This window comes from Paenibacillus bovis (assembly GCF_001421015.2).
Lineage (GTDB): Bacteria > Bacillota > Bacilli > Paenibacillales > Paenibacillaceae > Saccharibacillus > Saccharibacillus bovis.
Genome location: NZ_CP013023.1, coordinates 2,094,885 through 2,119,311, shown reverse-complemented (window position 1 = coordinate 2,119,311; position 24,427 = coordinate 2,094,885). Strand labels below are relative to the sequence as shown.

Here is a 24,427-nt window from a genome sequence, read left to right as displayed (position 1 = left end):
TGTCGTGAAAGCATAGAACATCACACGTGAATTGTATAAAATAGGAGGTAGCAGCAAGTATTCCGATGAATACTGCTCTTTATTGAAAACGTTATCATAAAATAAGTATCAAGTACTGCCAAATTCCTGCAAAGGTGGTCATTCGATGGAATCCTCTTTTCTCAAAAGTTATAGACCGCATCTGCACTTCGCACCGCAGCAGAACTGGATTAATGATCCGAATGGACTCGTTTATTTTGAAGGCGAATACCATCTGTTCTATCAGCATCATCCGCATTCTACCGTCTGGGGACCGATGCACTGGGGTCATGCTGTCAGCACGGATCTGATTCACTGGGAAGAGCTGGAGATCGCTCTCTATCCGGATGAACAGGGGACAATCTTCTCGGGCAGTGCCGTGATCGACTGGAACAATACGTCTGGTCTGTTTCCGGATGAACCGGGTATGGTCGCTATCTATACCACGCATCTGGAGACGCCCGATTCTCCGAATAGTCCATATGTACAGTCCCAATGTATTGCCTACAGTCATGACCGGGGCAGAACGTGGACCAAGTATGAGCACAACCCGGTACTGCGCAGCGCAGATAGGAAAGACTTCCGCGATCCCAAAGTGTTCTGGTATCGTCCCAAAGGATACTGGGTGATGGCGCTTGCGACCGGACAAAGCATTTCGTTCTATACGTCATCCAATCTGCTGGACTGGAAGCTGGTCAGTGAATTTGGAGCCGGTATCGGCTGTCATGAAGGGGTATGGGAATGTCCGGATCTGTTCCGTCTCCCGGTTGAAGGAACCGAAGCGAGCAAATGGGTGCTGCTGGTCAGTATAGGGGACAGTCCGGAGCTGTATCATGGCTCGCGCACGCAGTATTTTACCGGTTCTTTTGACGGACGGCAGTTTATGCCGGATCACTCCAATATCCAGTGGCTGGATTACGGCCGGGACAACTATGCAGGTGTCAGTTTCTCGGATATTCCCCAATCGGATGGTCGCCGTATCTATATGGCCTGGATGAACAACTGGCGGTACGCCCATCAACTGCCAACCGGCAGCTGGCGCGGCTCGATGACACTGCCGCGTGTGCTGTCGCTGCGGTCGATCAAAGACAAAATGGTACTCTGTCAGCGACCGGTCGCAGAGCTGGATCGCCATTTCACCTCCAAAACCAAACTAAGAAGCTTGTCTGTAGCTGATGGTCAAGCATATGAAGTTGATCTGCCTGCGAGCATTGCCGATATCAATCTGCATCTGCAGCATGACGGTATTGAAGAATTCGGTGTGATTATTCATCATACTGCCGATCAGCAGACTACGGTATCCTATAACTCTGGCAGTGAACTGCTGAGTGTAAAACGGCAGCTGACCGAGGATGCCGAATATGCACTCATGTTCAACCGTCCGCAGCAGATTCATATTCCATCCAGCAGTCACTTTGGCCTGCGGATTGTACTGGATGCGTCATCGGTAGAAGTATTTATCAATGATGGACTGTATTCGATCACCAGCCTGATTTTCCCGGATAAAACATGCGAACGGATCTCCATCTATACGCGCGGCGGGGATATACGGCTGTATGACAGCTATATTGCGGCAGCTCCATAACCAACAGCTGAAGATACAGAATGATGCCAGATATTATTTGTAGCAACAACCCGATTGCTCAACGACTGCGCACACTTCATATTCCCTGTCAAAAAGGCAGCAGGATCAATTGATCTCTGCTGCCTTACTTTTTTAGATACCATTCCATTCCCGGTAGAAGCGGTCGACATAGTCCTGCATGTACTGATGGCGCTCCTCGGCAATCTCGCGGGCTGCCGGTGTATTGATCCGGTCTTTGAGCTTGAGCAGCTTCTCGTGAAAATGGTTAATCGCGGTACTCTGTCCATTGCGGTATTCCTCCGCAGTCATATTCTCCCGTACCGGTACCTCTGGATCGTACATCAGATCCCCTACATGGCCGGCATAGACAAAACAGCGCGCGATTGCAATTGCTCCGATCGCATCCAGCCGGTCGGCGTCCTGTACGACCTGTCCTTCTATCGTACGCATCGGAGGGTTATTGCCTCCGTTATATGACATATTGCCGATAATCTCCAGGATATGCTCGCGGTCCTGCTGCTCCAGTGGCTGCTCATCCAGCCAGTAATTCAGACGCTCCATCCCTGCTTCCTTGGACACGTTTAATTTCTCGTCGGGGATATCATGCAGCAGAGCAGCCATGGTGCAGACAAATAAATCTGCTTGCTCGGCTGCAGCCAGACGGCGGGTCATTTGCACAACCCGATGAATATGCCACCAGTCATGCCCGCTTGTCTCTCCACTCAGTTCGGTTCGTACAAACGCTTCGGTCTTATCCAGCATCTGCTGTCTGGCAGAAGATAGACCGGGAGCATCATCTACTTGGATCGCATCTATAAGATGGTCGGGAGGTGAAGTTTTCATTTCAGATGGCTGCAAATTATTAAACTGACGGTTATTAGAAGTTGTCATGAGAAATTTCCTTTCGTTTTGCCCGGTGGGTATATGTACATTCCGGTGTTATAAATCATGATCACAGCGCTAAAACGACTGCCCTGTATAGTATACCAAAGGCAGTCGTTTTAGTGTTTTCCCAAGTTATGAAATTGATCCATCTGCAATAAATCCAATCATTCTGCGCTGTCTACAGGACTTCGTAAATATCCAACAGCACCGCATCCGGCAGACGGGTAGCCGCTCCAATACATATACGATCCTGCAACCAGCTGTAACGCGGACTGCTGGTCTCAAATACCGGAACCGTGCGGAAATAGACATGCTCCGGTGCGATGATTTCTCCTGCTGCTGCCTGCTCCCGGTAAGGCTCACTGACCTGGCGAATCCCATTGTTTTCGATATAGATCAATTCATTATCATGGGTGCGAATAACATAGCGCGCCGACAGATCTGTTTTGCTATCCGGACGGATAATCTGTGAATCCACACCGCCAGGCAGCAGATTTCCCTCGATCTGACCAGTCACCTTTCCGGACAGAATCGGAATCAGACGGCGGCGCCCCATAGGCGTCACACCCACATCTATCGGTGTATCTACCTGAATCGTCAGGGAAGCTATTTTGTTAAGCGTAGGCTGCTGCATCGTATCTCTCCTTATAATGTATATAAATACATGTTTTTATTTACATATTATTATAAAGAAGAAAGAAAGACCTTGTCAAAATATCTCCCTGTTCTGCTTACTTCATATCCGAAGGTATTGCTGCTTCGCAGGCATTATCCACTTCCCAGCAGATCAGTGTCGCACTGTCATAAGCCTGATGGGTGTGCAGATGGTTCAGGATATGATGCAGATTGTGACTCATGCTGTTGTCATTATACAGCGCTTGATAGAGATGAGACGGCGTATTGTAAAAGCCTTCCGCTCCATCCAGCACGCCATCTGTCAGCATCACAATCATATTGCGTCCGCTGCGCAATTCCCGGCGGCCGGAGCTGTAGCAGGGTACCGGCAGATCGAATGTATTCACTTTGCCAATCCATTCATAGAATTGCCGTTGATTCAGCATATACTGGTCCCATTTGGACAGCTCGGGATGCAGCAAATACGCTGCGCAATCCCCTACCGAGAACCACCAGATATACTGGTCGCGTTGATATACAATCAGACAGGCTGTCTCGCCCTGAACCGTCTGACAGGCTTCACGAAACGCTCTGCTGCTGAATAATCCATTGAAATAATAATCTAGTCGTTCAAAGGTATCGCTGCTGTTCAGTACCCGGTTCAGTTCTTCCTGCTGACTCAGCAGGTAATCAATTACCAGTGTCGCACTTTCCGCTGTCTGATGGGCATCCATCAGTATTGCCAGCTTCCACTGTCCTGTCTCACTCTGAAGCACCATCAGTCCATCTTCGTTCTTGTTCGCTCCGCTAAGCGTATGTCCGCCATATCGTCCGATATGTATGCCTTTTTGTTCGGAGACTGAGATCTCATCCAAAAACATATATCTGCTGCCTACCCAACTGTAGCTCATGCCTGCAGCCTCCTTTTATCAATTATATTTTATCGTCTTAATTCGGCTTGATTCGTTTTCATGCCTATGAAGGATTCTTTTACAATTAACCAGATTCGATAAACCTTCCCCATCTGAATATGACGCATCGCTGTACATTAGTATAAAAGAAAACAGACCGCGCTGTGTGTTGCGGCCTGTTCTTGGACAGCTATGAGCATGACAGCGGATGGACAGCTCCTATTCCTTTGGCAAAAGCTTCCTCTCCTGACAGGTGAATGCTGCGGCCTAATGTTATTACTGTTATACGGACCAATTACAGCGCTGCCCTCTCGGATGTCAATGCCGCTACAAAAAACAGCGGTTTTTGCTGTTCGTTTTGCTGATAGGCGACCATCAGCAGGCTGCGTCCCTGTGCACCGGTGATCGGTACGCCAGCCAGCAATTGATCCAGACGGAAAGGCAGTTCTTCCATGACCATATGCTTGTGCATATCTTTGTCATCCAGATCCAGCTCTGCAAATTCCGCCGAGATCGTCTCCGGCTGCCGGACAGCCCGCTGAATATGCTGGTTAAGCCGGGATTTATCTACCGTGGGTTCCCACCAGATTTTGCGCGGCTTGTACTTATGATTGAGGAAGTAATCCAGTTTCATCAACCCCAGAATCACATCCATTCGCTCTGTACCGCGATCTCTCAAAAAGGATTGCAGACGGATAAACAAATCTTCCAGCTGGTGACCGATCTTTTGCCAGCCCTGTGCTTCCCAGTAATTGCCGAACTCCTGGAAAAAGTCGAACGGCGAGCTGAATTCATCTTTCATCAGATAGTGCAAGGTATAATCCATCCGGTGAGCATTCCAGTACTTTTCCAGTACATCCTCCAGCCGCTTGAGCCGGACAATATCATCAAAAGACAGCATATGACTGCTCAGAATCTCATACGGTGCCTGATCCATATAGGTATATTCATATTTGTCCGCATCGATTCGCAGACCGGTACCGCGCAGCATTTTGAGGAATCCCAGCTGCAGTTCTTCCGGGCCAAGCGCGAATACATCGTTAAATGTTTTACGAAAAGTGTTGTAATCCTCCATTGGCAGGCCGGCGATCAGATCGAGATGCTGGTCGATTTTACCGGACTCCCTGATTTTGGTTACGGTACGGCTCAATTTGGTGAAATTCTGGCGGCGTTTGACCAGCTCATTGGTCGGGTCGTTCGTTGACTGCACACCGATCTCAAAGCGAAATACGCCGGGCGGTGCATGTTCGGCCAGATAATCCAGTACTTCCGGCCGCATAATATCAGCTGTAATCTCAAATTGGAATGTACACCCGTTATGATTCTCGATCAGAAACCGGAACATCTCCAGTGCATAATCCCGCTTGATATTAAAAGTACGATCCACAAACTTGATGAGCTTGGCCCCATTTTCGATTAGATATAGGATATCGCTTTTGGTGCGTTCGATATCAAAATACCGTACACCCACCTCGATACTCGACAGGCAGAACTGGCAGCTGAACGGACAGCCGCGGCTCGTTTCAAAATAAACGACCCGCTTGCCCAGATCTGCAACATCTTCGGCAAAACGATGCGGACTGGGCAGCTCATTCAGATCCTGCTTTGGACGGCCAGGCATGACAATGACTTCTTCCCCTTTGCGGTAGGCGACTCCATAAATAAAATGATATTTGCCCGCCCCTTCAATCTCCTGAAGAAGATGATGGAACGTCTCTTCCCCTTCTCCAACCACTATAAAATCCACATTGGTCAGGCGGTTCATCCAATGTTCGGTATCGTAGGACACTTCCGGACCACCGAGAATGATTTTTACTTCCGGCAGTACTTTCCGCAGCACATCAATGACTTTGATCGTCTCTTCAATATTCCAGATATAACAGGAGAATCCAATTACATCTGGGCGACGCTGATACAGATCGGAGACGATATTCATCACGGGATCTTTGATCGTGTATTCTGCCAGCTCGATATCGAAATCTTTTTCGCTATAGGCTTTGAGACAACGAATCGCCAGGGATGTGTGAATGTATTTGGCATTCAAGGTGGACAGTACGACTTTCATGGAATCGCTCCCTTCGGAATGTTCATACTGAGGTGGCTTGGACAGCCAAGCGTGCTGGTGGCTTGAGTCGGCAAACGCTGGTGTGCTGAATATGGGTAGCCGCTGGTGGTTTGAATGAGTTACCGCTGCGAAAAGAGATTCTGCCACTTCCTCCGGTTAAAAATGGAAATCTTGAATGACTGCCTTCAGCAGTTGATTTCCATTTTTAAATGTCGGGCGTTGGCAGAATTCTCTCTTCTCCGCTCCGTGCAGATGCATGGTGATGCAGTAACCGCAACATAGTGATAATGGTTGTACAACAATACGGCAGTATTTGTTTTGAGATCTGCAGATCTTTCTGCTTGTAACGACTATGATCGGTGTGCGCTGCTTTGGCTATGGATGATTCCGGCAAAGGTGTTGTTAACATCTCGTATGACCTGTTCAGCGCAGGTATTGATGAAGAAGTGTCCATCGGGATAGGTGAAATAGCGGCAGGAGATGGCAGAATAGCTGCTCCAGCCCTGAATATCCTCGTTTGTCATATCGTCCTGCTCTCCGGTCATGACGAAGATCGGCAGCGGCAGTAACGGGTATTGACCATCGTATCGGTAGTCTTCGACCAATCGGAAGTCGGCGCGCAGGATTGGGAGGAACAGCTGCAGCAGCTCTTCATGCTCCAGTACAGCATCCGGCAGACCGCCGAGTGTACGGACTTTTTCCATAAATTGATCGTCTGGCAGGGCGCCCCACTGATGATCGCGGCTAATATGCGGCGGTACCCGTCCGGCAAAAAAACTGCAGATTGGATAGCGTCCGGTCTCGCGGTGCACTTTATGTATCATTTCAAAAGCCAGCATACTGCCCATGCTGTGACCGATAAAGGCAAAGTCGCGGTTATCCTGCAGGTAAGGCTGGATATCCTGCCATGCGCTCTCGATCACCTGTTCCATCCGCTCCAGCAGCGGTTCGCTCATTCGGCTCCCATGTCCGGGAAGCTCAACCGGGATCAGCTCGATATCGGGATGGAGCTGCTTTTTCCAGCTGTTAAATATAGTGCTGCTGCCACCTGCATAGGCAAAAGCGAACAAGCGGATTCGGCGCGCATTGAGATTATACTGTTGCATCAATATTCTTCCTCTCTTTTAGTAAAATGATATACCGACATAACTGCCAAAAATAAAAGCTGTATCCATAGTATTCGTACGGCATTATTAACGGCCTGGGTTGGTATGGATAGCTACAGACAGCCCAGTACCCAGCCTTCACGGCGGATCAATCGGTGTTCATCGGCACTGAGTGTAGGCAGCTCCAGATAGGGAAGCAGTGTATCGGCCTGATCGCGATCCTGCATCCAGCGGGCGATATAACAGGCATCCCGTTCATGCTCACTCATCGCTGTACTCCAATCCTCCTGCTGCATTCGTCTTCGGTATAATGACGGATATCCTTCTACTATCACATGATGATCGGCAGGAACAGTAACACCGTCATAGGGCCAGAAATGCACTTTCATCCCGTAATGCTGCTGGTATCTACGCAGCCTGCCGATCCATGGCAGTCCGGTGTGAGTCGAGTACGAGACAGCGCCCTGCATTCCGGATACACGATCCAGATCCATCACACTTTTGGTACTGGGAACGAATTCCCGTTCAACCAGCCGCTTCTCTGTCGAGTTAATATAATCGGCCTGCTGCTTGCTGTCCTTCATCGTAAGCCGGGTCGTTTTCCAGGTGCGGCGGCTCCACTTTAGAAACGAATCCCAATCATTCAATTGCAGTTGTTCCAGACTATGAACCGGATACGAAAGACCGTGATCCAGTCCGATAATCATCCGTTCGCTGCTGGTCAGTAATTGATCACGCAGCCACAAATAGACATTTCGCCGGGACCACAGATGGGATTTGCTCTCGGGAACCGGCAGATTCCGATCCGATTTATACTGCGGGCCTATCAGCAAGTGGCAGCGCTGATTGCCCTCCGATTCTGCTACTGCCAGCCCGCGAATACGGGAATCGGGACGCTCTGCTCCTGAATAATCAATACCGATATATTTCTGAAATAAAGGCATATCTACCTTCCTTCACTTCCTGGTTTATTTTGTAACTTCGCTAATGATTGGTAAATAACCTCTTGGTTTGGGCTAAACTTCCAGCTTTGTCCAGTATACACTGCGTTCGTTATCGTGGCGACGTTATCTCCGATATTCTTCAACATCCTTACTGTTTCCAAAATATTTTTGTTGACCTACTGATTAAAATATTATAAATTACTTTTAGTTAGTTATTTATTATTAATTTAAAAGGGAGTTTTTGTTATGAAGATTGCAGTAGTTACAACCGTTATGAGAGTAGTTCTTGGTATTTTATTTTTAGCTCATGGTATCAGTAAATTTCAGATGGGGCTGGATGGTGTAGCCGGCTATTTCCAAAGTATCGGTATTCCCGGATTTATGGCATATATTGTATCCCCTATCGAATTGGTAGGCGGTATTTTGCTAATCGTAGGTTTGTTGACCCGTTATGTGTCTATCGTATTGATCATTATTCTGCTCGGAGCTATATTTACCGCCAAGCTGTCTCTCGGACTGCTCGGTAATGGACAGATGGCCGGTTATGAGATGGATCTGGCTTACATCATGATTGCTCTTTATCTGGCGGTAGCCGACCGGACGCGCTGGTCGCTGGATCATCTACTGTTTGGCCGCAGAGCCAGCCGTCATTAATACAGGGCAGTTCGAATATCAAAGAAAGATAAAGCAAGTACATCATTCTATACGTCCTGCTTCATTATGGAGCCAAAAAAGCACGATACCTGTCAGGGTACCGCGCTTTTGATTTGTTTCTTCTTTATATAATCCAATTCGATATGACAGCTGCTTGCCTGTATAACCTCTACAGATCGTCGCCGTATATGCTGTCTTCTTCCATCGTTTTCTTTTGGAAGAAAGCCAGGAAAGGCTCGCCGTATTTACGATATTTCACTTCGCCGACCCCTTTGATCGTCAGCATCTCGCCTTCGCTCTGCGGTTCCACGACACTCATCTCGCGCAGTGTAGCATCATTGAAAATAATATACGAAGGCACACCTTCGCGCGAAGCCAGCTCCCGGCGGATCAGACGCAGCTGCTCGAAGATCGTCTCGTTTACCGCCGACAGTTCTTCGCCGCGGCTACTCGAACGACTGCGGGAAGAGGATACACGGCCTGCCGCTGCAGCTGGCAGCGGTGCTCTCTGCATCACTTTATGTTGTCCTTTTAGCACTTCGCCTGCCAGCGGCTGCAGTTTGACAACCGGATACTGGCCTTCGGTGAGCAGTAGATAGCCTTCTGCAGCCAGCACATTAATGCGCTCCGAGATTTCCTTTTCGGTCAGATGAGACAGCAGACCATGGGTAGGCAGCTCATCGAATTTGTATTGTACGATCTTTTTGTTGCGGGATCCCTTGAGTACCTGGGCAACTACCGATACGCCGAACCGTTCACGCAGACGATAGATACAGGAAAAAATCTTTTGCGCCTCGATCGTCGTATCCACCAGTTCGCGATTATCCCGACAGGAGCTGCATTGTCCGCAAGGCTCTCCGGAATGCTCTTCGCCAAAGTAATCCAGCATCGCATTGCGCAGACATTTGGTTGTATAGCAGTAGTCGATCATCTGCTGCATTTTGCGGTAATCGTTATGCTTGCGGTCGCCTTCATTCATATTCTGTTCCAGCAGGAACTTCTGGGTCATAATATCCTGCGGACTGAACAGCAAAATACATTCACTCGGATCGCCATCTCGACCGGCACGTCCGGCTTCCTGAATATAGGCTTCCATATTTTTGGGCATATTATAATGAATCACATAGCGCACGTTGGATTTGTCGATCCCCATACCGAATGCATTGGTAGCCACGATGACCCGTACATCATCATACAGGAATGCTTCCTGGCTCTGATCACGCTCATCGTCACTCATCCCTGCATGATAACGGCCTGCACTCACACCGCTACTGAGCAGACGGCTGTACAGATCGTCTACATCCTTGCGCGTAGCTGCGTAGACAATACCGGATTCATTTTCATGGGAACGGGCATAATCGATCACAAATTCCTTGCGCTGGGTGCCACGCAGTACCGACATGGACAGATTGTCACGACCGAGTCCGGTAATAAATACTTCCGGCTGATCCAGACGCAGCAGACGCAAAATATCGCTGCGTACTTCCGGTGTCGCCGTAGCGGTAAAAGCAGCGACCATCGGACGCTCTGGCATCTGCTCCACAAAGGGGGCAATCTCCAGATAACTCGTCCGGAAATCATGCCCCCACTGGGAGACGCAGTGTGCTTCATCGACTGCGATGCAGGTAATCTGCACACCGTTCATCTCGTCGCGGAACCAGTCCAGCTCCAGGCGCTCGGGAGCGACATACAGCAGTTTGAGATCACCGCGCCGTGCAGCACGTATGCGATCATTGACCTCTTTGCCGGACAGGGTACTGTTAATATACGCAGCAGGTACACCCGCTGCTGTCAGCGCATCTACCTGATCCTTCATCAGCGAGATAAGCGGCGAGATGACCAGGGTCACGCCATCATTGACCAGCGCCGGAATCTGATAACAGATCGATTTACCGCCGCCTGTCGGCATAATGCCCAGCGTATCATGGCGTTCCAGCAGACTCGATACAATCTTGCGCTGTCCTTCACGAAAATCCTCATATCCAAAATATTTCTGCAGCAGCTCCTGTGCCTGCTGCATGGCAGGCGCCTGCACGCTCATGTACAAAACTCCTATCTGATAAAATGTATCTTTACATCTCGTAATATTGGCTTATCGTATGATCTGCCTGTAGGCAGTTAACAAAAGACTGGATTATACCAGACTATACTCTGTCTTTATTTTATCAGAGTATGCCTGTGAATGTATGCTATTTACGGCAGACGGCAAAAAGCAGACCCGTAAGGATACGTAGCCTGCCTGGTCTGCTTCCTGTATTTCATTATAACTGATTTAGGATCGGTTTCCCATGATATCCGCAAAAATTCCCGGACCGTTTTCCTTTAAGACCATATTCCAGGAATATGATTTCATTTCAATCTTGTTCGGAAGTGATATAGCCATATCATTAAAGATTCCATAGCTTTATTTGCCGGTGTCGTCCAATCCATTCGTTATGCGCGATACATTAACACTAACTTTATTTTATCGGGCGGCCGATTTTCCGCTGGATATAATACACTACATAGCAGAGCACCATAAAAGCGATCCCGCAGTAAAACGCCAGACTCTGATTCGGGTCAAAAGCGATACCTATGCAGGAAGCCAGACACAGTACAAAAGCAGCGATCGGCACCAGCGGATACAGCGGGGTCCGGTATTTGAGATCGCTGACATGATTACCCTCGCGAATATACTGTCTGCGGAACATGAACTGCGATGCTGCAATGCCCATCCAGACGACCACAACAGCAAATCCCGATACCGAGACGAGGAAAATATAGACCGTATCCGGCGCCAGCACGCTCGACAGCAGTGCCAATCCACCGCCAATCATGCTGACAATCATCGCATTCAGCGGAATCCCGGCACGAGTCAATCTGGCAAACAGCGGTGGCAGCAGACGCTCGGACGAGAGCGACCAGAGCATCCGGGAACAGGCATAGAGCCCGGAATTGGCTGCTGACAGCAGGGCAGTAATAATAACAAAATTCATCAGATCCGCCGCATACGGAATACCAATCCGGTCGAATACAACGACAAACGGACTCTCGATCACACCCGCCTGCCGCCACGGAATCAGCGCGGACAATACGAAGATCGTACCGACAAAAAAGATAATCAGACGACCGACAGTTGCCTTGATCGCGCGCGGAATCGTCTTCTCCGGCTCCACGCTCTCCCCGGCCGCAATTCCGATTAACTCCGTACCGGAAAAAGCGAAATTTACTGAGAGCATAGCCATAAAGATCGGAAATATCCCATTCGGGAACCATCCGCCGTCGCTGGTAAAATTACTGAGCAGCGGCGCAGATGCTGTATCATTCATCGGCAAAAGACCAAATACAGCCGCCCCTCCCAGCACAATAAACAGCAAAATTACCGCTACCTTGATACCGGAAAACCAGAACTCCGCTTCGGCAAAAGAACGCACCGAGAACGCATTTAACAAAAAGACCAGTATGGCGAAGATCGCGCTCCACATCCAGACCGATGTATCCGGGAACCAGCGCTGCATCAGCAGACCAGCTGCTGTGAATTCCGAGCCCAATGCTACAGCCCAGGTCAGCCAGTACATCCAGGCGATCATATAGCCAGTACCCGGTCCGATAAACTTGGCAGCATAAGCATGAAAAGCGCCCGTTACCGGCATATGTACAGACAGTTCACCCAGACAAAGCATGACCAGGTAAACGATTACCGCTCCTACCAGATAGGCAAGAATCGTACCGAGCGGTCCCGCCTGATTGATCGTATATCCCGAACTGAGAAAGAGGCCGGTACCGATTACTCCTCCCAGAGAAAGCATCACCAGATGACGGCTTTTCATTTTGCGCTGAAATTGTCCGGATTCGGGTTCCGGGTGCAGCGGCTCCTGTTGTGCTGACATGATATTCCTACCTTTCACTCATCTATCTTTTCGATTTACTTGATCATCTTGTTCCCCAGTGCTTGACGGACACTGGCAATGTCTGCAGGCGTCGTACGACAGCACCCACCGATCAGCCGGGCTCCGCGCTCATACCAATCGTGTGCCTGCTGTCCATAATTCTGTGTGCATGCAGCTCCATGCCAGGTTTTGGTCACTGGATCGTATTGTTCACCAGAGTTCGGATAGACTAGAATCGGCTTGGTCGTTTGTGCATGCATTGCGCTGATCAGGGCAGGAATATACTCCAATGCGGTACAGTTGATGCCCACTGCTGCAACCTGCTCATATGGATCTAGCCAGGCTGCACAGTCGGCCGCACGCTCTCCGCTGCTAATATGCTCGCTGTCTCTGGCACTGAAACTGAACCAGGCCTGAACGCCCGGGAACTGCTGCAATACAGTTACGATTGCTTTGGCTTCGATCAGACAGGGAATCGTCTCGCAGGCGAGGAGATCCGCGCCGGCTTCGATCAGCTCACGAATACGTGGTGCATGGAACTCGACCAGCTGCTGTTCATTCAGCTGATAATCGCCGCGATATTCCGAACCATCCGCCAGATAAGCTCCGTATGGACCGACAGATGCTACTACAAGTGGACGCGGACGCGGGAACGTCTGAACAGGCACGTTATCCGGTTGATTCAGGACGACCTGTCCGGCAGAATAATTCGATTCCGAGGCCGTGTAGTCTGTCCAAAAGGCATCTCGCGCCTCGACCGCTATCTGTACGGATCGGCGGATCAGCTCCTTCGCTTCCTGCTCAGTCCAGCCACGCTGTACAAAGCCGGGTATAGTCGCCTGGTAGCTGGCCGTAATCGCACAGTCCGCCCCTGCTTCAAAATACCGGTAATGTACCTGCCGTATCGCTTCCGGGTCCTCCGTTAGCAGCCGCGCCGACCATAGACTGTCATTGAGGTCTGCTCCACTGCGCTCCAGCTCGGTAGCCATGGCGCCGTCCAGAATCATGACTCCGTATTGTTCCAATATAGATTGAATTAAATTCATACTTTACCCCTTTCATGTAATAAAGTCTTTGCTGCCAAAAAGCCCTTCTGCATAGAACGAACTGTTTACTGTGCTACATTCAGCAGAAATTGCTGTCAGCTATCTGCTTATTGAGAACGTATTTTAGATGATTCCGGCTTATTTGTAAACCATGTCATATAAAAGACAGCCCGCATCATCGCTGGCTGTCTTTTATATATCCTGTATGGATAGGCAAAATCGATTAATATTTTTCTATATAGCTTTTATAGTTTTATTTCTTCGTAACCACATACCCTGAGTTAATAACTTCTCAGAAATGATTATAGCTGACAAACTCACCGACAGGCTTACGGTAGCCTCTGATACGCTGACTTCCTGTATCTTCCTTGCCAATCGTAATCATCATCGCCGGGATATAGCGTTCCGGGATATCCAGCATATGCTGCACGGCAGCAGGGTCAAAACCGATCATTGGACAGGTATCCCACCCTTTATCTTTGGCTGCCAGCATGAATGTCATCGCTGACAGGCTGGCATTACGAATCGCTTCATCCCTTTTAAAAGCTTCACCGCGCTCCTCGTAAAATTGCTGCACCGATTGAACTTGCTCCTCATATTCCCGCTGATTGAGAATACCGAGATGCAGCAGACCTTCGTTGATCTGCGGCGCATGATGATGCGCATCCATATGACCGAGCACAATTATAACAGCTGACGCCGTCTGAACTTTGTACTGCTTGCCGGAAGCCTGATACATCTGCTGCTTGCGCTCCGGATCTTGTACTACTACATAATGCGCATGCTGCAGATTGAAGGCAGATGGAGCATATTTGACCCATTCAAAAATCTCGTCCAGCTCGTGATTCAACAGCTCAATCTCCGGCAGGAATTTATTCGCGGATCTTCGTTCCTTGATAATAGATACCAGTTCACTCATCGTCGATCGTTCCTCTCTTTTTACCTTGGATCATTTGGGTACAATCACAGCAGAGCGTCCAGGGAATAGCTACCTGCACCGGTCAGGGCGATGCCGATCAATACTACGATCAGAATCAGGTTGAATTCATATCCGCCCGCCGTATTCCAGAAACCGTTTGGTGCGTGTACTTTGACGATAGCCATCACCATAGTCAACGAAAGCAGTACCGCCATGATCGGTGTAAACAATCCGGCCGCAAAAGCAAGTCCACCGAGCAGTTCGACCAATCCGGCTGCTACAGCTGCTGCTACACCAGGTTTGATTCCAAGCGATTCCATCCACCCCCCGGTTCCTTTCGGTCCGAATCCGCCAAACCAACCAAATAATTTCTGCGCCCCATGCGCGGCAAAGATAACCCCGATCACTACACGTATTAACAATAATCCCATACTCAACATTTTCTTTTCCTCCTGTTTTTTAAATAATGATTTAACTTCAAATGATTCGTTTTGTGCATTGTTTGAATTAACTAAAGCTGTTCTGTGATACTGTTTTCCCATTATCCTGGTAATATCTTTAAATTAAGATATTTAAGCAAAAAAATTTGTTTCTGTTTTACTTTTAATTAGAATATTCTGATTAATTACAACGTACCTGCTTACTTGTAACGTACCTGATTAATCCACCATAATGTGCACGATTAGCTGCAAAAGATTATTCTACAGAAAGTGTTGAACCGTCATACTGGCTGACTCCTTTATAACCTTAATTTAATAAATCTTAACTTTAAGTTATTTATAATATACCTCTTCTTTTATCGGTTAGCAAGCTTTTTTTTTGATTTATTTTTGTTGTTGATTTGCTGCTTGTTTTATTGCTGGTCTTGTTGACTGCTTTATCACCTGTTTTCTACAGGTTGCTCCAATCATTTTTGAAATACAAAACAGCCGAAGAAGTCGAGCCGATCCAGCATACAGATTGTATGCTGGATCGGTGTAACTCTTCTGGCTGTTTTTCTTCCTGTTTATTCGTTATCTGCTATCTGTCATTACCCACTAATTCCCCATCAGTCTTACTTCGTGCAGAGTTGGAGTATACCAGTTGTTCGGATTATTATGCAGTACGGCATTTACCATATTGATACGTACATAACGCGCTGTAAAGGATACAGCGTCCGATGTAAATCCATAGGTCGTATTGCTGGTACGATCGATCGTTGTATAGTTGACGCCATCGTTACTGTATTCGATTTTGTATTTATAATAGGCTTCCGATCCCTTGTACATAAACCAGGAGATATTGACCTCGCTGATTTTTTTGGATGCGCCCAGATCTACTTGCCACCAGGCAGGCCATGACGCCGAGCTGGCTGCCCAGGAAGATTGGGCATTGCCATCATTGGCATTGGAAGCCGGGGATGATCCCGCAGCCGAAATAGCAGTAGCCGGTTTGCCCAGTGCATGATTGGTCATTGCCGGCAGGGTCACCTGACCGGAGGCTGCATCTATATTCCAGCTACTGTACCAGTTCAGTGAAGCGGTACGTGCACTGTCATTGAGCGTCAGGGGCAGCCAGATAAATTTGTGATCGCTTAGATTCAGCGGATTCCAGCGATCCCCCATATAAATGTAGCTAGTGCCGGAACTACCCGAGATCGTCGCAATTGAGTGAATTTGCGTAGCATAAGCAGACGGATCACCGAATGGTGATAGTGCAGACCAGCTGCCTGTCATCGACGAAGCAGTGGCATAACTGCCCTGATTCGGGTACCAGCCGGATGCCTGGGAAGTGAACAGATAGTAGGTGCTGCCTTTTTTCACTACAGCAGGTGCTTCGCGGTAGGCACCTTCAAATACCCACCCTACAAAGGAACTTACCGCAGTATATTCGCTGTTCAGCTTGAAGATTGCCATCGAATTGTTGGCACCGCCATTGTTCTGACGCGAAGCTGTAATCAGATAAGCCTGATTGTCCGTATCTACGAATACGGTCATATCCCGGGATTCATAATCGAGCGGACGGAAGCTGCCCATATAGGTGAAATCTCCATCGGGCGTATCGCTGGTCGCCACGGCAACACGTGCAAGCGAATAGTCGCTTCCATTCTCATAATGCGCCCACATTACATATTTGCCGGTTGCTTTGTTGTAAATGACCTTGGGACGCTCAATTTTGCTGGATGCCAGCTCAGCGGCAGAGCCTTTGGTCAAAATGCTGTGGCCGAATGTCCAGTTTTTGAGATCGGTCGACGTATATACATTCACTTTGTCGAACTTGCCACTGACTGCATGCTCTCCGTACCAGTAATATGTAGAACCGACTTTGAGAATATTGCCGCTGTTGGCCTGAATAGGATTGCCCGAGGTATCTTTCCAGTCTGTTCCGTTGGTAATGGTAGCACTGGCAGCATCGGCTTGCGGACTCCCTGCTCCCCAACCGGTCCATATTAGTAGTAGACCCAGACCACTGAGCAGCAGTTTATACGAGAATCGGGTAAGTTTCGCCATACATTCATCCTCCTGTGTGTATAAAATAGACAGCAATAACAGATTACATGCTTATTCTAAGAATATTTGTAAACGCTTACAATAACAGAATAAGGAAATATCCATCAATATAATGGAAGATGAATGCAAGCGTATGATACAAGATCAAATTATCTAACAGAAGGTTTGTTTTCCCAACCCGAACCCTTTAATATGAAAGGCAGGATACATATGGAAGTATCATTTATACATAACTGCTGTAGGATCGTGTTTTTAGATAAAGGAGGAGAATGCGATGAACAGACCGATTGCCCTGATAACAGGAGCAAGCAGTCCAAGGGATATGGGTACAGCTATATGCCGTAAGCTGGCCGCGCAAGGACTGGATATCTTTTTTACTTATTGGCAGGCAGCGGCAGATTGGGCGCAGACACTGGAACAGGAAATCGCCGAAATAGGCGTACGTTGCAGCTCCTATTGCATCGATCTATCCGCTGCTGATGCAGCAGGCCAGGTCTATGAAGAGATACGGCGCACACTGGGAACTCCTACTGTTCTGATCAATAATGCGGCTTATTCAACCAATGATAATTACATGACTCTGAACGCACAGACACTGGATAATCATTATGCCGTTAATATGCGCTCCACATTCCTGCTCTGTACAGAGTTTGCCCGCGGTCTGGAGCAGTCCGATCTGGCTTGGGGCAGAATTATCAATATGACGTCCGGTCAGGATCTGGCTCCGATGCCCGGAGAACTGGCTTATGCAGCTACAAAGGGCGCTATTTCCGCTTTTACCCGATCTTTGTCAAGGGAACTTGCGCCGCTGCATATCACTGTCAATGCTGTGAACCCGGGTCCCACTGACTCGACATGGATGACAGACGATATCCGAAGCTTTCTGCTGCCGCAATTTCCGATGGGGCGTATCGGCACACCGGACGATGCAGCACGGATTATTGCTTTTCTGGCCAGTGAAGAAGCGCAGTGGATTACCGGACAGATTATACATTCGGAAGGCGGATTTGCCCGTTAATCTACCAACCTGTATCGACTACAAGCTGCTATCTACGAGATAGCAGCTTTTTAAATGTTGTTTCTTTTCAGTAGATATGTTTTTTCTTTTTAGAATATATGCTTGTTACCGTTTTTCTGCTTCTTGTCTGTCTATTTTTGCGATTATCTTGGCAATTTATTCGTTGCTGCTTTTTTATCTGCCTATACTTCTTATTCGTCTGGGCTTCTTACTCATCTGCAATTCTTATCTGATAGCAGTAAATTCTTCGCGCCACCCGATAGCATGAGCACGTGCCAATTCCACAAAAGCCATAAAAGACGGCGACTGCCACTTTTTGAGATGATAGACCATCTGTGTGCAGACACGCTGATTCTCGTCGTTCCAGGCAAGTGCAGCCAGCTTGCCTTCTTCCAGTTCACTGCGGACAGTCATCAGCGGCAAAAAGCTCAATCCCAGCCCTGCTATTACACACTGCTTGATCGCTTCAATACTCCAGAACTCCAGACTGGGATCTGTAAATATACCGTGCCGGTTCAGGTGCTGTTCGAAGAGCGCACGATACAGACACCCGGTCTCCGTATGCAAAATCGTCTCTTCTCGCAGATCTTCCGGCTGCACAGTCTGCTGCCGAACAAGTGGATGCTCTAGCGGCGCCACCAGCGTCATCCGTTCCTCCACCAGTGTCTCCATATACAGATCCCGTTCCTGCTCTTCCGGCAGCAGGGTAAATACAATATCCAGTTCGCCCCGACGCACCATTTCCTTGAGTTCCAGACAGCTGCCCGGTCTGAGAATCATGCGTACATTCGGATAACGGTCGCGAAATTCGCGAATGATCCCTGGCAGGCGGCAAGCAGCCAGCGACTCTGGTGCACCAATATTCAATGTTCCTCCCGGTTCGTTCGAGGAGCGAACAATCTCCCGCGCCATATCGTGCATCCGGGCAATCTCCTGGGCATAAGGCAGCAGCCTCCGTCCGGCATCAGTCAACAGGATCTTTTTGTTAATGCGGTCGAATAGTGGTGTGTTTAGCTCCTGCTCCAATGCCTGAATCTGTGCGGTGATACTGGATTGAGCATAATCAAGCTTGTGAGCAGCCCGTGTGAAGCTCCCGGTCTCCACTACTGTCAAAAAAGTAAATAAGTGTCTGGACTCCATATTTTCGTTCCACTCCTTATCATCTATCGGTAATACCGATGAATATCATTCATAACTTCCGTTTTTCCGATGGAACCATTATCTGCTACTCTGTAGAAAATAACAAGGAAAGCAGGAGTTAATATGTCATCGTTACCTAACCATACACCGCATAATCCATCTTCTACTGAAAATACAGCTCTGCAGGCGCATAGCCTCCGCCCTACTATTGGACTGTCTCAGGCAGTAGCACTGTATATTGGCGCCGTACTCGGCTCCGGAATACTAATTGCTCCAGGTCTCGCTGCCGAGATGGCCGGTCCTGCTTCACTGCTCGCCTGGGGATTTATGACGCTGCTAATTTTGCCTATGGCTTTGTCCATGGGACTGCTTTCTGCACGGTTCCCCAACGCAGGCGGTGTATCACATTTTGTCACACTGGCTTTCGGTCCACGAGCCGGGGCGCTGGCAGGCTGGTTTTTCCTCATGTCGGTACCGATCGGTGCGCCGATCGCTGCACTCACTGGAGCTGGCTATATGACAGCAGCAATGGGATGGAGCGATACGGTACGGATTGGGCTGGCTGCGCTGATTCTCGCGATCGGACTGATTACCAACTGGATCGGTATGCAGCTGGCAGGACGTCTGCAGATCGCGGTTGTCCTTTCTATTGTAGCTGTACTTGTTTTTGCTATTGCAGTAGCTATGCCGCATATACAGCCCGTACATTTCACCCCGTTCCTGCCTCATGGCTGGCTGCCTGTCGGTCAAGCGGCAGCGATGTTGTTCTGGTGCTTTATCGGCTGGGAAGCTGTCTCCCATATGTCGGAAGAATTCCGTGATCCGCAGCAGGCGGCTGTCCGCGGAATTACGATAGCAGCTGTGGTGGTAGGCGTGCTGTACTTTCTGACAGCTCTGGCTGCTGTCGGTACGCAGAGTTATTTACATGGAGGCTCGGATACATCGCTGGTCTGGATGATCAGCAGCACAATGGGCTCATGGGGCGCAGTACTCGCAGGGTTAACCGGCTTATTTATCTGTACAGCTACTATTATCGCCTACGTCGGGGCTGCTTCCCGGGTTGCCTATGCCCTGTCGCGACAGGGATATGCTCCGCGCTGGATGAGCAGATTGTCACGACGCTACCAGACTCCTGTAGGCGGCCTGCTTTTTCTGACCGGATGCTTTGTTACTATACTGCTATTGTACAGCAGTCATATTCTGTCTCTTTCTCTACTGATTCAGCTGCCCAATGCGGCATTTATTCTTACCTATCTGGCAGGCTGTGCAGCAGGGATACGGCTGCTGCGCGGATATCGCATAGGCGTGATTATTAGCTGGATCTCGTTTGTTTCAACAGCTGTGATTTTTCCTTTTTCCGGCTGGGCGATTTGGTATCCGGTGCTGATTGCGGTGGTTTTTCTGTGTGTGATGCGAACCCGTTCCCATACCATTCCGCCATCTCACTGATTTTCATATACTTTTCACACATCTCTCCCACGGTTCTCACATAATCCACTGGTAAGATGAACTTAAATCAGCAGCCAGTCATTCGGAGTGAGCAGCGGACGAGCCCGGATACAGTATTGTATCCTCATCCAAGCGCTTCATCCTCCTTCACTCCGCATGACAGATTGCTTATATCCTACCAACGAGGTGACTGTAATGAAAAAATGGTCCAAAAACGCAGCAGCATTGTTAACAGCCGTAACTGTACTGGGAGGAGCAAGCAGCGTATTCGCCGCTACCCCTGTCGCTACTCCAGCCACACCAGCCAAAAAAGTTGAATCCGCCAAATCTACAGCTGCTGCCAAGCCGCTGATTACCAAAGCGCCTGTTACTTCCAAAACTTCCGGTACTGCCAGTCACAAAGCACCGGTAACCAAAAAAGCACCAACTGCCAAAAAAGCCGCTCATTCCACAGCGAAAAAAGCGCCCCATACTGCCAAAACGCATAAAACCAAAGCAGGCAAATCGGCTACACACAAAGTAAGAGTGCACAAAAAAGCTGCCCACAAAGCCAAACAAGCTGCACACCTGACTCACAAAACACAAAAAGCAGCACCGGTAACCCACAAAGCACCTGTATCCAAAACAACCGGTTCCGCAGCAGCACACAAAACAACGACTCAACCTGCAACACATAAATAAAAATACGATCACACTATGATCGCGTCATGCTCACACACTTACTCTCCATGATTCATGTTTGATTCTCGATTGATGTCTATATGTTATCTAATAACCGCTGCAAAAAGACGGAATTCTCTCCTGAAGAGTTTCCGTCTTTTTGGCATCATCTTCCGCTGGTCACCCGGAAAAGTTTGCCAACTTTGAAATGTATTCTGTTCATCTGTTACATTAACATTTACATAGTATTGGCTCTGCATCATCTATTTATTTCCCTGTAAAGGTGGGCTTGGCATGACCCGTATATTTGTAGTGGATGATGATCCTTACATCCTTCAGCTAATTAGCAGCTATTTGATAAAAGAACAATATGAAGTATCCTCGTTCGCACATGGCCGGGATCTGCTGGAGCATGTACGTGCCCTGCAGCCCGATTGTCTGATTCTGGACATCATGATGCCGGGCATCGATGGACTCACCCTGCTGACCGAACTGCGTACTTTTAGCGAGATTCCCATCATTATGATCTCTGCACGGGGAGAAGAAGTCGACCGGCTAAATGGACTTGAACTGGGCTGCAATGATTTTCTGAGCAAGCCGTTCAATCCGCGGGAGCTGGTTGCACGGGTCAAAAGTATGCTGCGGCTGATTCAGAGCAGCAAGCTGGCTGCCGAAGCAGCAGTCCTCTCTTCTACAGAACATGCGGGCTCCGGCAGTGTGTCCCCTGATCGATCCACACAGCCGGGATCTGCTTTTACCCACGCAGGCAACCTGCAGATTTCCGAGGAATTCCGGCAGGTTATGGTACAGGGACATGAACTGTCTCTGACTGCGCGGGAATTTGAGCTACTGCTGTTCCTGGCTACTCATCTGCAGCGTCCATTCAGCCGGGAACAGCTGATTCAGCAAGTATGGAATTATGACTTTTTCGGTGAAGTACGTGTAGTGGATGATCTGGTCAAACGAATCCGCAAAAAGCTGGTACAGTACCATTCCACACTGACTATTGATACGGTATGGGGATTCGGCTACAAAGCTGCTGTACATGAATCATGAAAACCATCCGCAGCAAAATGCTGCTGGCACTGTGCGCAGGCATGCTCGTGACTGTCGCGATTACGGTCATACTATTTATCCGTCTAATCGATGATCTGCTGCTCAATCAGGTCAAGCACCAGCTTAATGAACAGACGATCAAGGCGGTTCATATTCTGAATACCGATGATATGGATAGTCTGGACAGTGACAGCTTTCGCTTTTTTATCAAAGACACACTGTTTTATGCAGATTATTTTGTACTAGATATGCAGAATAAAGTAGTGGCTTCCAGCAATGCCGACGAAGTAGGTACACGGATGAATGGCTTTCCGGCCAATCGGGAAGGCATTCTGCAGCTGCACAATACCAAAGTACTGTACAGTGAAGCCCGGCTGATTCATCAGCCTTTTCGGGTGATTTTATATTCACCGCTGTCTTCTCTGCGAGCGCTGTATATTCCGCTGCTGCGTACGACACTGCTGTCGATTGCCGCCAGCTTTATCGTTATTTTGCTGATTGGGTTGTTTGCGGTATGGCGTATGGTTCAGCCGCTGAATCGGTTAAAGGAAGCGGTGAGTACGTATGAGCCACACCGCATGTCCAAGGAACCTTTTTTACAGGCGGATCATACCGAAATAGGGGAACTGATCAGCACCTTTCAGCTGATGGCCGATCGATTGCAGCTGCATCATCGGCATCAGCTGGAATTTTTGCAAAATGTGTCCCATGAACTGAAGACTCCGCTGATGTCTATCCAGGGATACGTATATGCTATACAGGATCAGGTACTTCCGGCCGAACAGGGTCTCCATATTATTTCTACCCAGTCCCAGCGCCTGATCGATATGGTAGGCAAATTACTGCAGCTGTCCCGACTGGAGAGTGTGGACGAAGAATGGCCGGTTACCCAGGTTGATCTGCGCAGTATGCTCGAAGAAGCGGTCTATCTGCTGCAGCCGGGTGCCCAGCAGCAGCAGATTCAACTACAGGTACAGGGAGAATCGTTGACAGTCGATATTGCGGCAGAGCAGCTATTTCAGGTGCTGCTGAATCTGCTGCAAAATGCGGTTCGTCATACCAACGGGCAGGTAATGCTTTCTCTGGAACAGCCTGATCAGCAACCGATGGACTGGATGATTCATGTCGACGATGACGGCCCGGGTATTGCAGCCGAAGAACAGGAGCATATTTTCCAACGATATTATGCCGGTACCAATGGGGTGACCGGTCTGGGACTGGCGATCAGCAGCCAGATTGCTTCCCGGCTGCATGCCGAACTGGTATGCGGTACCTCACCGTTGGGAGGCGCTCGCTTTACACTTATCCACTATCGCATCGACCCTGCTTCCTCTGTATAAAGGTGCTTGACACCATGGTCTGATTGGGTAATCTATTGGTATAGAGGCTGTATGATCATTGCCGGACACTTTGTGCCATTCATTGATTAAACAGCCTTTAGCTATTTACTCTGTCGCATGATCACATGGAAAAGGAGGAATTACGATGTCTGGTATCCGAGTTGCCCGTGATGAAGAACAGCTGGTCATTGACTGGCAGCAGTCCAAGATTGAGATCCCTCTCGGTGAGGCCGTCCATGTCGCTATTCATCCCGATATGCCTGTTCCCGAAGACCATCCGGCTCTGATCAAATGTCCGTATGGTACCCGGGAGCGAATCATTATTCAGACATCGCCGGATACGTATCTGGTCGTAAACGACAAGTATATTTCCGCCATGAACAAATCCCAATCCGGCATCGGCAGTCTGAGAACACCTGTCTAAATCGTAGATGCAGCCTGATTATTGTATTGATTGTTATTTCCAATATGCTTTTACCATAACCTTTTCAGTCCGGCAGATAGACGGTGAGGACCAGCTCTCAGCTGGTTCAGCCGTCTGTCTGCCTGCGACTGGATAGGCCATTCCGTATCTCCTTTTGCCGTTACGAACAAGCCATGCTGACTATACGATACCTGATCATAACGATCGCTTTCCATGCTGCCGTATAGCTGGATA

At 48.7% G+C, this 24,427-nt stretch carries 22 protein-coding genes; 8 read left to right on the top strand and 14 right to left on the bottom strand.

The features are described from left to right. Nucleotides 1-145: 145 nt before the first annotated feature. Nucleotides 146-1,603, top strand: coding sequence for a glycoside hydrolase family 32 protein (locus AR543_RS09035; RefSeq protein WP_060533693.1), 1,458 nt, complete (start codon nucleotides 146-148; stop codon nucleotides 1,601-1,603). A gap of 132 nt (nucleotides 1,604-1,735) precedes the next feature. Here AR543_RS09035 and AR543_RS09030 read toward each other — a convergent pair whose 3' ends face one another. The 6 genes from AR543_RS09030 to AR543_RS09005 form a co-directional block, all read right to left on the bottom strand. Further along, on the bottom strand, nucleotides 1,736-2,494 hold the full coding sequence (locus AR543_RS09030) for an HD domain-containing protein (protein ID WP_082472176.1): 759 nt from the start codon (nucleotides 2,492-2,494) through the stop codon (nucleotides 1,736-1,738). Nucleotides 2,495-2,666: 172 nt separating this feature from the next. Then, entirely contained in the window at nucleotides 2,667-3,122 is a 456-nt protein-coding gene (locus tag AR543_RS09025) for a DUF3237 domain-containing protein (protein ID WP_060533690.1), read from the bottom strand. A 97-nt stretch (nucleotides 3,123-3,219) separates the two neighbouring features. Beyond that, on the bottom strand, nucleotides 3,220-4,014 hold the full coding sequence (locus tag AR543_RS09020) for a PP2C family serine/threonine-protein phosphatase (RefSeq protein ID WP_060533688.1): 795 nt from the start codon (nucleotides 4,012-4,014) through the stop codon (nucleotides 3,220-3,222). Between the two features lie 295 nt (nucleotides 4,015-4,309). Further along, nucleotides 4,310-6,079: a B12-binding domain-containing radical SAM protein gene (locus AR543_RS09015; protein WP_060533686.1), complete on the bottom strand. Its 1,770-nt coding sequence runs from the start codon at nucleotides 6,077-6,079 to the stop codon at nucleotides 4,310-4,312. 350 nt (nucleotides 6,080-6,429) lie between these two features. Continuing rightward, nucleotides 6,430-7,185 carry a thioesterase II family protein gene (locus tag AR543_RS09010; protein WP_060533684.1) on the bottom strand — a complete coding sequence of 252 codons (756 nt, stop codon included), beginning with the start codon at nucleotides 7,183-7,185 and terminating at the stop codon, nucleotides 6,430-6,432. Nucleotides 7,186-7,298: 113 nt separating this feature from the next. After that, complete coding sequence (locus tag AR543_RS09005) at nucleotides 7,299-8,129, bottom strand: hypothetical protein (RefSeq protein ID WP_060533682.1); 831 nt, start codon at nucleotides 8,127-8,129, stop codon at nucleotides 7,299-7,301. 246 nt (nucleotides 8,130-8,375) lie between these two features. On the opposite strand from AR543_RS09005, the gene AR543_RS09000 reads away from it, so the two are divergent. Next, the gene (locus AR543_RS09000; RefSeq protein ID WP_060533680.1) at nucleotides 8,376-8,783 is read left to right on the top strand and encodes a DoxX family protein; all 408 of its coding nucleotides are present in this window, start codon (nucleotides 8,376-8,378) and stop codon (nucleotides 8,781-8,783) included. Between the two features lie 169 nt (nucleotides 8,784-8,952). Here the strand turns inward: AR543_RS09000 and recQ are convergent, their stop codons facing one another. From recQ to AR543_RS08970, 6 genes are all read right to left on the bottom strand, one after another. Then, a complete protein-coding gene (gene recQ, locus AR543_RS08995) occupies nucleotides 8,953-10,824 on the bottom strand; it encodes a DNA helicase RecQ (protein ID WP_060533678.1) in 1,872 nt (623 codons plus the stop codon). Nucleotides 10,825-11,242: 418 nt separating this feature from the next. Further along, entirely contained in the window at nucleotides 11,243-12,652 is a 1,410-nt protein-coding gene (locus AR543_RS08990) for an amino acid permease (RefSeq protein WP_060533676.1), read from the bottom strand. A 35-nt stretch (nucleotides 12,653-12,687) separates the two neighbouring features. Then, nucleotides 12,688-13,698 carry a homocysteine S-methyltransferase gene (gene mmuM, locus AR543_RS08985; protein ID WP_060533674.1) on the bottom strand — a complete coding sequence of 337 codons (1,011 nt, stop codon included), beginning with the start codon at nucleotides 13,696-13,698 and terminating at the stop codon, nucleotides 12,688-12,690. A 292-nt stretch (nucleotides 13,699-13,990) separates the two neighbouring features. Continuing rightward, the gene (locus AR543_RS08980) at nucleotides 13,991-14,617 is read right to left on the bottom strand and encodes a nitroreductase family protein (protein ID WP_060533672.1); all 627 of its coding nucleotides are present in this window, start codon (nucleotides 14,615-14,617) and stop codon (nucleotides 13,991-13,993) included. A 44-nt stretch (nucleotides 14,618-14,661) separates the two neighbouring features. After that, on the bottom strand, nucleotides 14,662-15,057 hold the full coding sequence (locus AR543_RS08975; RefSeq protein WP_060533670.1) for a DoxX family protein: 396 nt from the start codon (nucleotides 15,055-15,057) through the stop codon (nucleotides 14,662-14,664). Nucleotides 15,058-15,654: 597 nt separating this feature from the next. Next, nucleotides 15,655-17,106, bottom strand: a complete 1,452-nt coding sequence (locus tag AR543_RS08970; RefSeq protein ID WP_060533667.1) for a family 43 glycosylhydrolase — start codon at nucleotides 17,104-17,106, stop codon at nucleotides 15,655-15,657. A gap of 274 nt (nucleotides 17,107-17,380) precedes the next feature. On the opposite strand from AR543_RS08970, the gene AR543_RS08965 reads away from it, so the two are divergent. Then, nucleotides 17,381-18,124 (top strand): SDR family oxidoreductase, encoded by a 744-nt coding sequence (locus AR543_RS08965; RefSeq protein WP_060533665.1) that lies wholly within the window; start codon nucleotides 17,381-17,383, stop codon nucleotides 18,122-18,124. A gap of 225 nt (nucleotides 18,125-18,349) precedes the next feature. Here AR543_RS08965 and AR543_RS08960 read toward each other — a convergent pair whose 3' ends face one another. Then, nucleotides 18,350-19,264 (bottom strand): LysR family transcriptional regulator, encoded by a 915-nt coding sequence (locus AR543_RS08960; RefSeq protein WP_060533663.1) that lies wholly within the window; start codon nucleotides 19,262-19,264, stop codon nucleotides 18,350-18,352. A 123-nt stretch (nucleotides 19,265-19,387) separates the two neighbouring features. Between AR543_RS08960 and AR543_RS08955 the strand changes: the two genes are divergently transcribed. The 5 genes from AR543_RS08955 to AR543_RS08935 all read left to right on the top strand — a co-directional run bounded on the left by AR543_RS08955 (nucleotide 19,388) and on the right by AR543_RS08935 (nucleotide 24,193). Continuing rightward, nucleotides 19,388-20,713 carry an APC family permease gene (locus AR543_RS08955; protein WP_082472175.1) on the top strand — a complete coding sequence of 442 codons (1,326 nt, stop codon included), beginning with the start codon at nucleotides 19,388-19,390 and terminating at the stop codon, nucleotides 20,711-20,713. A 195-nt stretch (nucleotides 20,714-20,908) separates the two neighbouring features. Beyond that, the gene (locus tag AR543_RS08950; protein WP_060533660.1) at nucleotides 20,909-21,394 is read left to right on the top strand and encodes a hypothetical protein; all 486 of its coding nucleotides are present in this window, start codon (nucleotides 20,909-20,911) and stop codon (nucleotides 21,392-21,394) included. A 273-nt stretch (nucleotides 21,395-21,667) separates the two neighbouring features. After that, the gene (locus AR543_RS08945) at nucleotides 21,668-22,429 is read left to right on the top strand and encodes a response regulator transcription factor (RefSeq protein ID WP_060533658.1); all 762 of its coding nucleotides are present in this window, start codon (nucleotides 21,668-21,670) and stop codon (nucleotides 22,427-22,429) included. Continuing rightward, complete coding sequence (locus AR543_RS08940; protein WP_060533656.1) at nucleotides 22,426-23,769, top strand: sensor histidine kinase; 1,344 nt, start codon at nucleotides 22,426-22,428, stop codon at nucleotides 23,767-23,769. The genes AR543_RS08945 and AR543_RS08940 overlap by 4 nt, the downstream gene beginning before the upstream one ends. A gap of 145 nt (nucleotides 23,770-23,914) precedes the next feature. Then, nucleotides 23,915-24,193 carry a SunI/YnzG family protein gene (locus tag AR543_RS08935; RefSeq protein WP_060533654.1) on the top strand — a complete coding sequence of 93 codons (279 nt, stop codon included), beginning with the start codon at nucleotides 23,915-23,917 and terminating at the stop codon, nucleotides 24,191-24,193. Nucleotides 24,194-24,243: 50 nt separating this feature from the next. Here AR543_RS08935 and AR543_RS24255 read toward each other — a convergent pair whose 3' ends face one another. Next, nucleotides 24,244-24,408 (bottom strand): hypothetical protein, encoded by a 165-nt coding sequence (locus AR543_RS24255; protein ID WP_158523947.1) that lies wholly within the window; start codon nucleotides 24,406-24,408, stop codon nucleotides 24,244-24,246. Nucleotides 24,409-24,427 lie beyond the last annotated feature (19 nt).

What these genes read in the sequence shown, in the direction of transcription:
- AR543_RS24255 (WP_158523947.1), bottom strand. Translation starts at nt 24,408, where the DNA reads ATGGAAAGCGATCGTTATGATCAGGTATCGTATAGTCAGCATGGCTTG.
- AR543_RS09025 (WP_060533690.1), bottom strand. Translation starts at nt 3,122, where the DNA reads ATGCAGCAGCCTACGCTTAACAAAATAGCTTCCCTGACGATTCAGGTA.
- AR543_RS09015 (WP_060533686.1), bottom strand. Translation starts at nt 6,079, where the DNA reads ATGAAAGTCGTACTGTCCACCTTGAATGCCAAATACATTCACACATCC.
- mmuM (WP_060533674.1), bottom strand. Translation starts at nt 13,698, where the DNA reads ATGAATTTAATTCAATCTATATTGGAACAATACGGAGTCATGATTCTG.
- AR543_RS09035 (WP_060533693.1), top strand. Translation starts at nt 146, where the DNA reads ATGGAATCCTCTTTTCTCAAAAGTTATAGACCGCATCTGCACTTCGCA.
- AR543_RS08950 (WP_060533660.1), top strand. Translation starts at nt 20,909, where the DNA reads ATGAAAAAATGGTCCAAAAACGCAGCAGCATTGTTAACAGCCGTAACT.
- AR543_RS08975 (WP_060533670.1), bottom strand. Translation starts at nt 15,057, where the DNA reads ATGTTGAGTATGGGATTATTGTTAATACGTGTAGTGATCGGGGTTATC.
- AR543_RS09030 (WP_082472176.1), bottom strand. Translation starts at nt 2,494, where the DNA reads ATGACAACTTCTAATAACCGTCAGTTTAATAATTTGCAGCCATCTGAA.
- recQ (WP_060533678.1), bottom strand. Translation starts at nt 10,824, where the DNA reads ATGAGCGTGCAGGCGCCTGCCATGCAGCAGGCACAGGAGCTGCTGCAG.
- AR543_RS09010 (WP_060533684.1), bottom strand. Translation starts at nt 7,185, where the DNA reads ATGCAACAGTATAATCTCAATGCGCGCCGAATCCGCTTGTTCGCTTTT.
- AR543_RS08955 (WP_082472175.1), top strand. Translation starts at nt 19,388, where the DNA reads ATGTCATCGTTACCTAACCATACACCGCATAATCCATCTTCTACTGAA.
- AR543_RS08945 (WP_060533658.1), top strand. Translation starts at nt 21,668, where the DNA reads ATGACCCGTATATTTGTAGTGGATGATGATCCTTACATCCTTCAGCTA.
- AR543_RS09005 (WP_060533682.1), bottom strand. Translation starts at nt 8,129, where the DNA reads ATGCCTTTATTTCAGAAATATATCGGTATTGATTATTCAGGAGCAGAG.
- AR543_RS09020 (WP_060533688.1), bottom strand. Translation starts at nt 4,014, where the DNA reads ATGAGCTACAGTTGGGTAGGCAGCAGATATATGTTTTTGGATGAGATC.
- AR543_RS08935 (WP_060533654.1), top strand. Translation starts at nt 23,915, where the DNA reads ATGTCTGGTATCCGAGTTGCCCGTGATGAAGAACAGCTGGTCATTGAC.
- AR543_RS08960 (WP_060533663.1), bottom strand. Translation starts at nt 19,264, where the DNA reads ATGGAGTCCAGACACTTATTTACTTTTTTGACAGTAGTGGAGACCGGG.
- AR543_RS08940 (WP_060533656.1), top strand. Translation starts at nt 22,426, where the DNA reads ATGAAAACCATCCGCAGCAAAATGCTGCTGGCACTGTGCGCAGGCATG.
- AR543_RS08970 (WP_060533667.1), bottom strand. Translation starts at nt 17,106, where the DNA reads ATGGCGAAACTTACCCGATTCTCGTATAAACTGCTGCTCAGTGGTCTG.
- AR543_RS08980 (WP_060533672.1), bottom strand. Translation starts at nt 14,617, where the DNA reads ATGAGTGAACTGGTATCTATTATCAAGGAACGAAGATCCGCGAATAAA.
- AR543_RS09000 (WP_060533680.1), top strand. Translation starts at nt 8,376, where the DNA reads ATGAAGATTGCAGTAGTTACAACCGTTATGAGAGTAGTTCTTGGTATT.
- AR543_RS08965 (WP_060533665.1), top strand. Translation starts at nt 17,381, where the DNA reads ATGAACAGACCGATTGCCCTGATAACAGGAGCAAGCAGTCCAAGGGAT.
- AR543_RS08990 (WP_060533676.1), bottom strand. Translation starts at nt 12,652, where the DNA reads ATGTCAGCACAACAGGAGCCGCTGCACCCGGAACCCGAATCCGGACAA.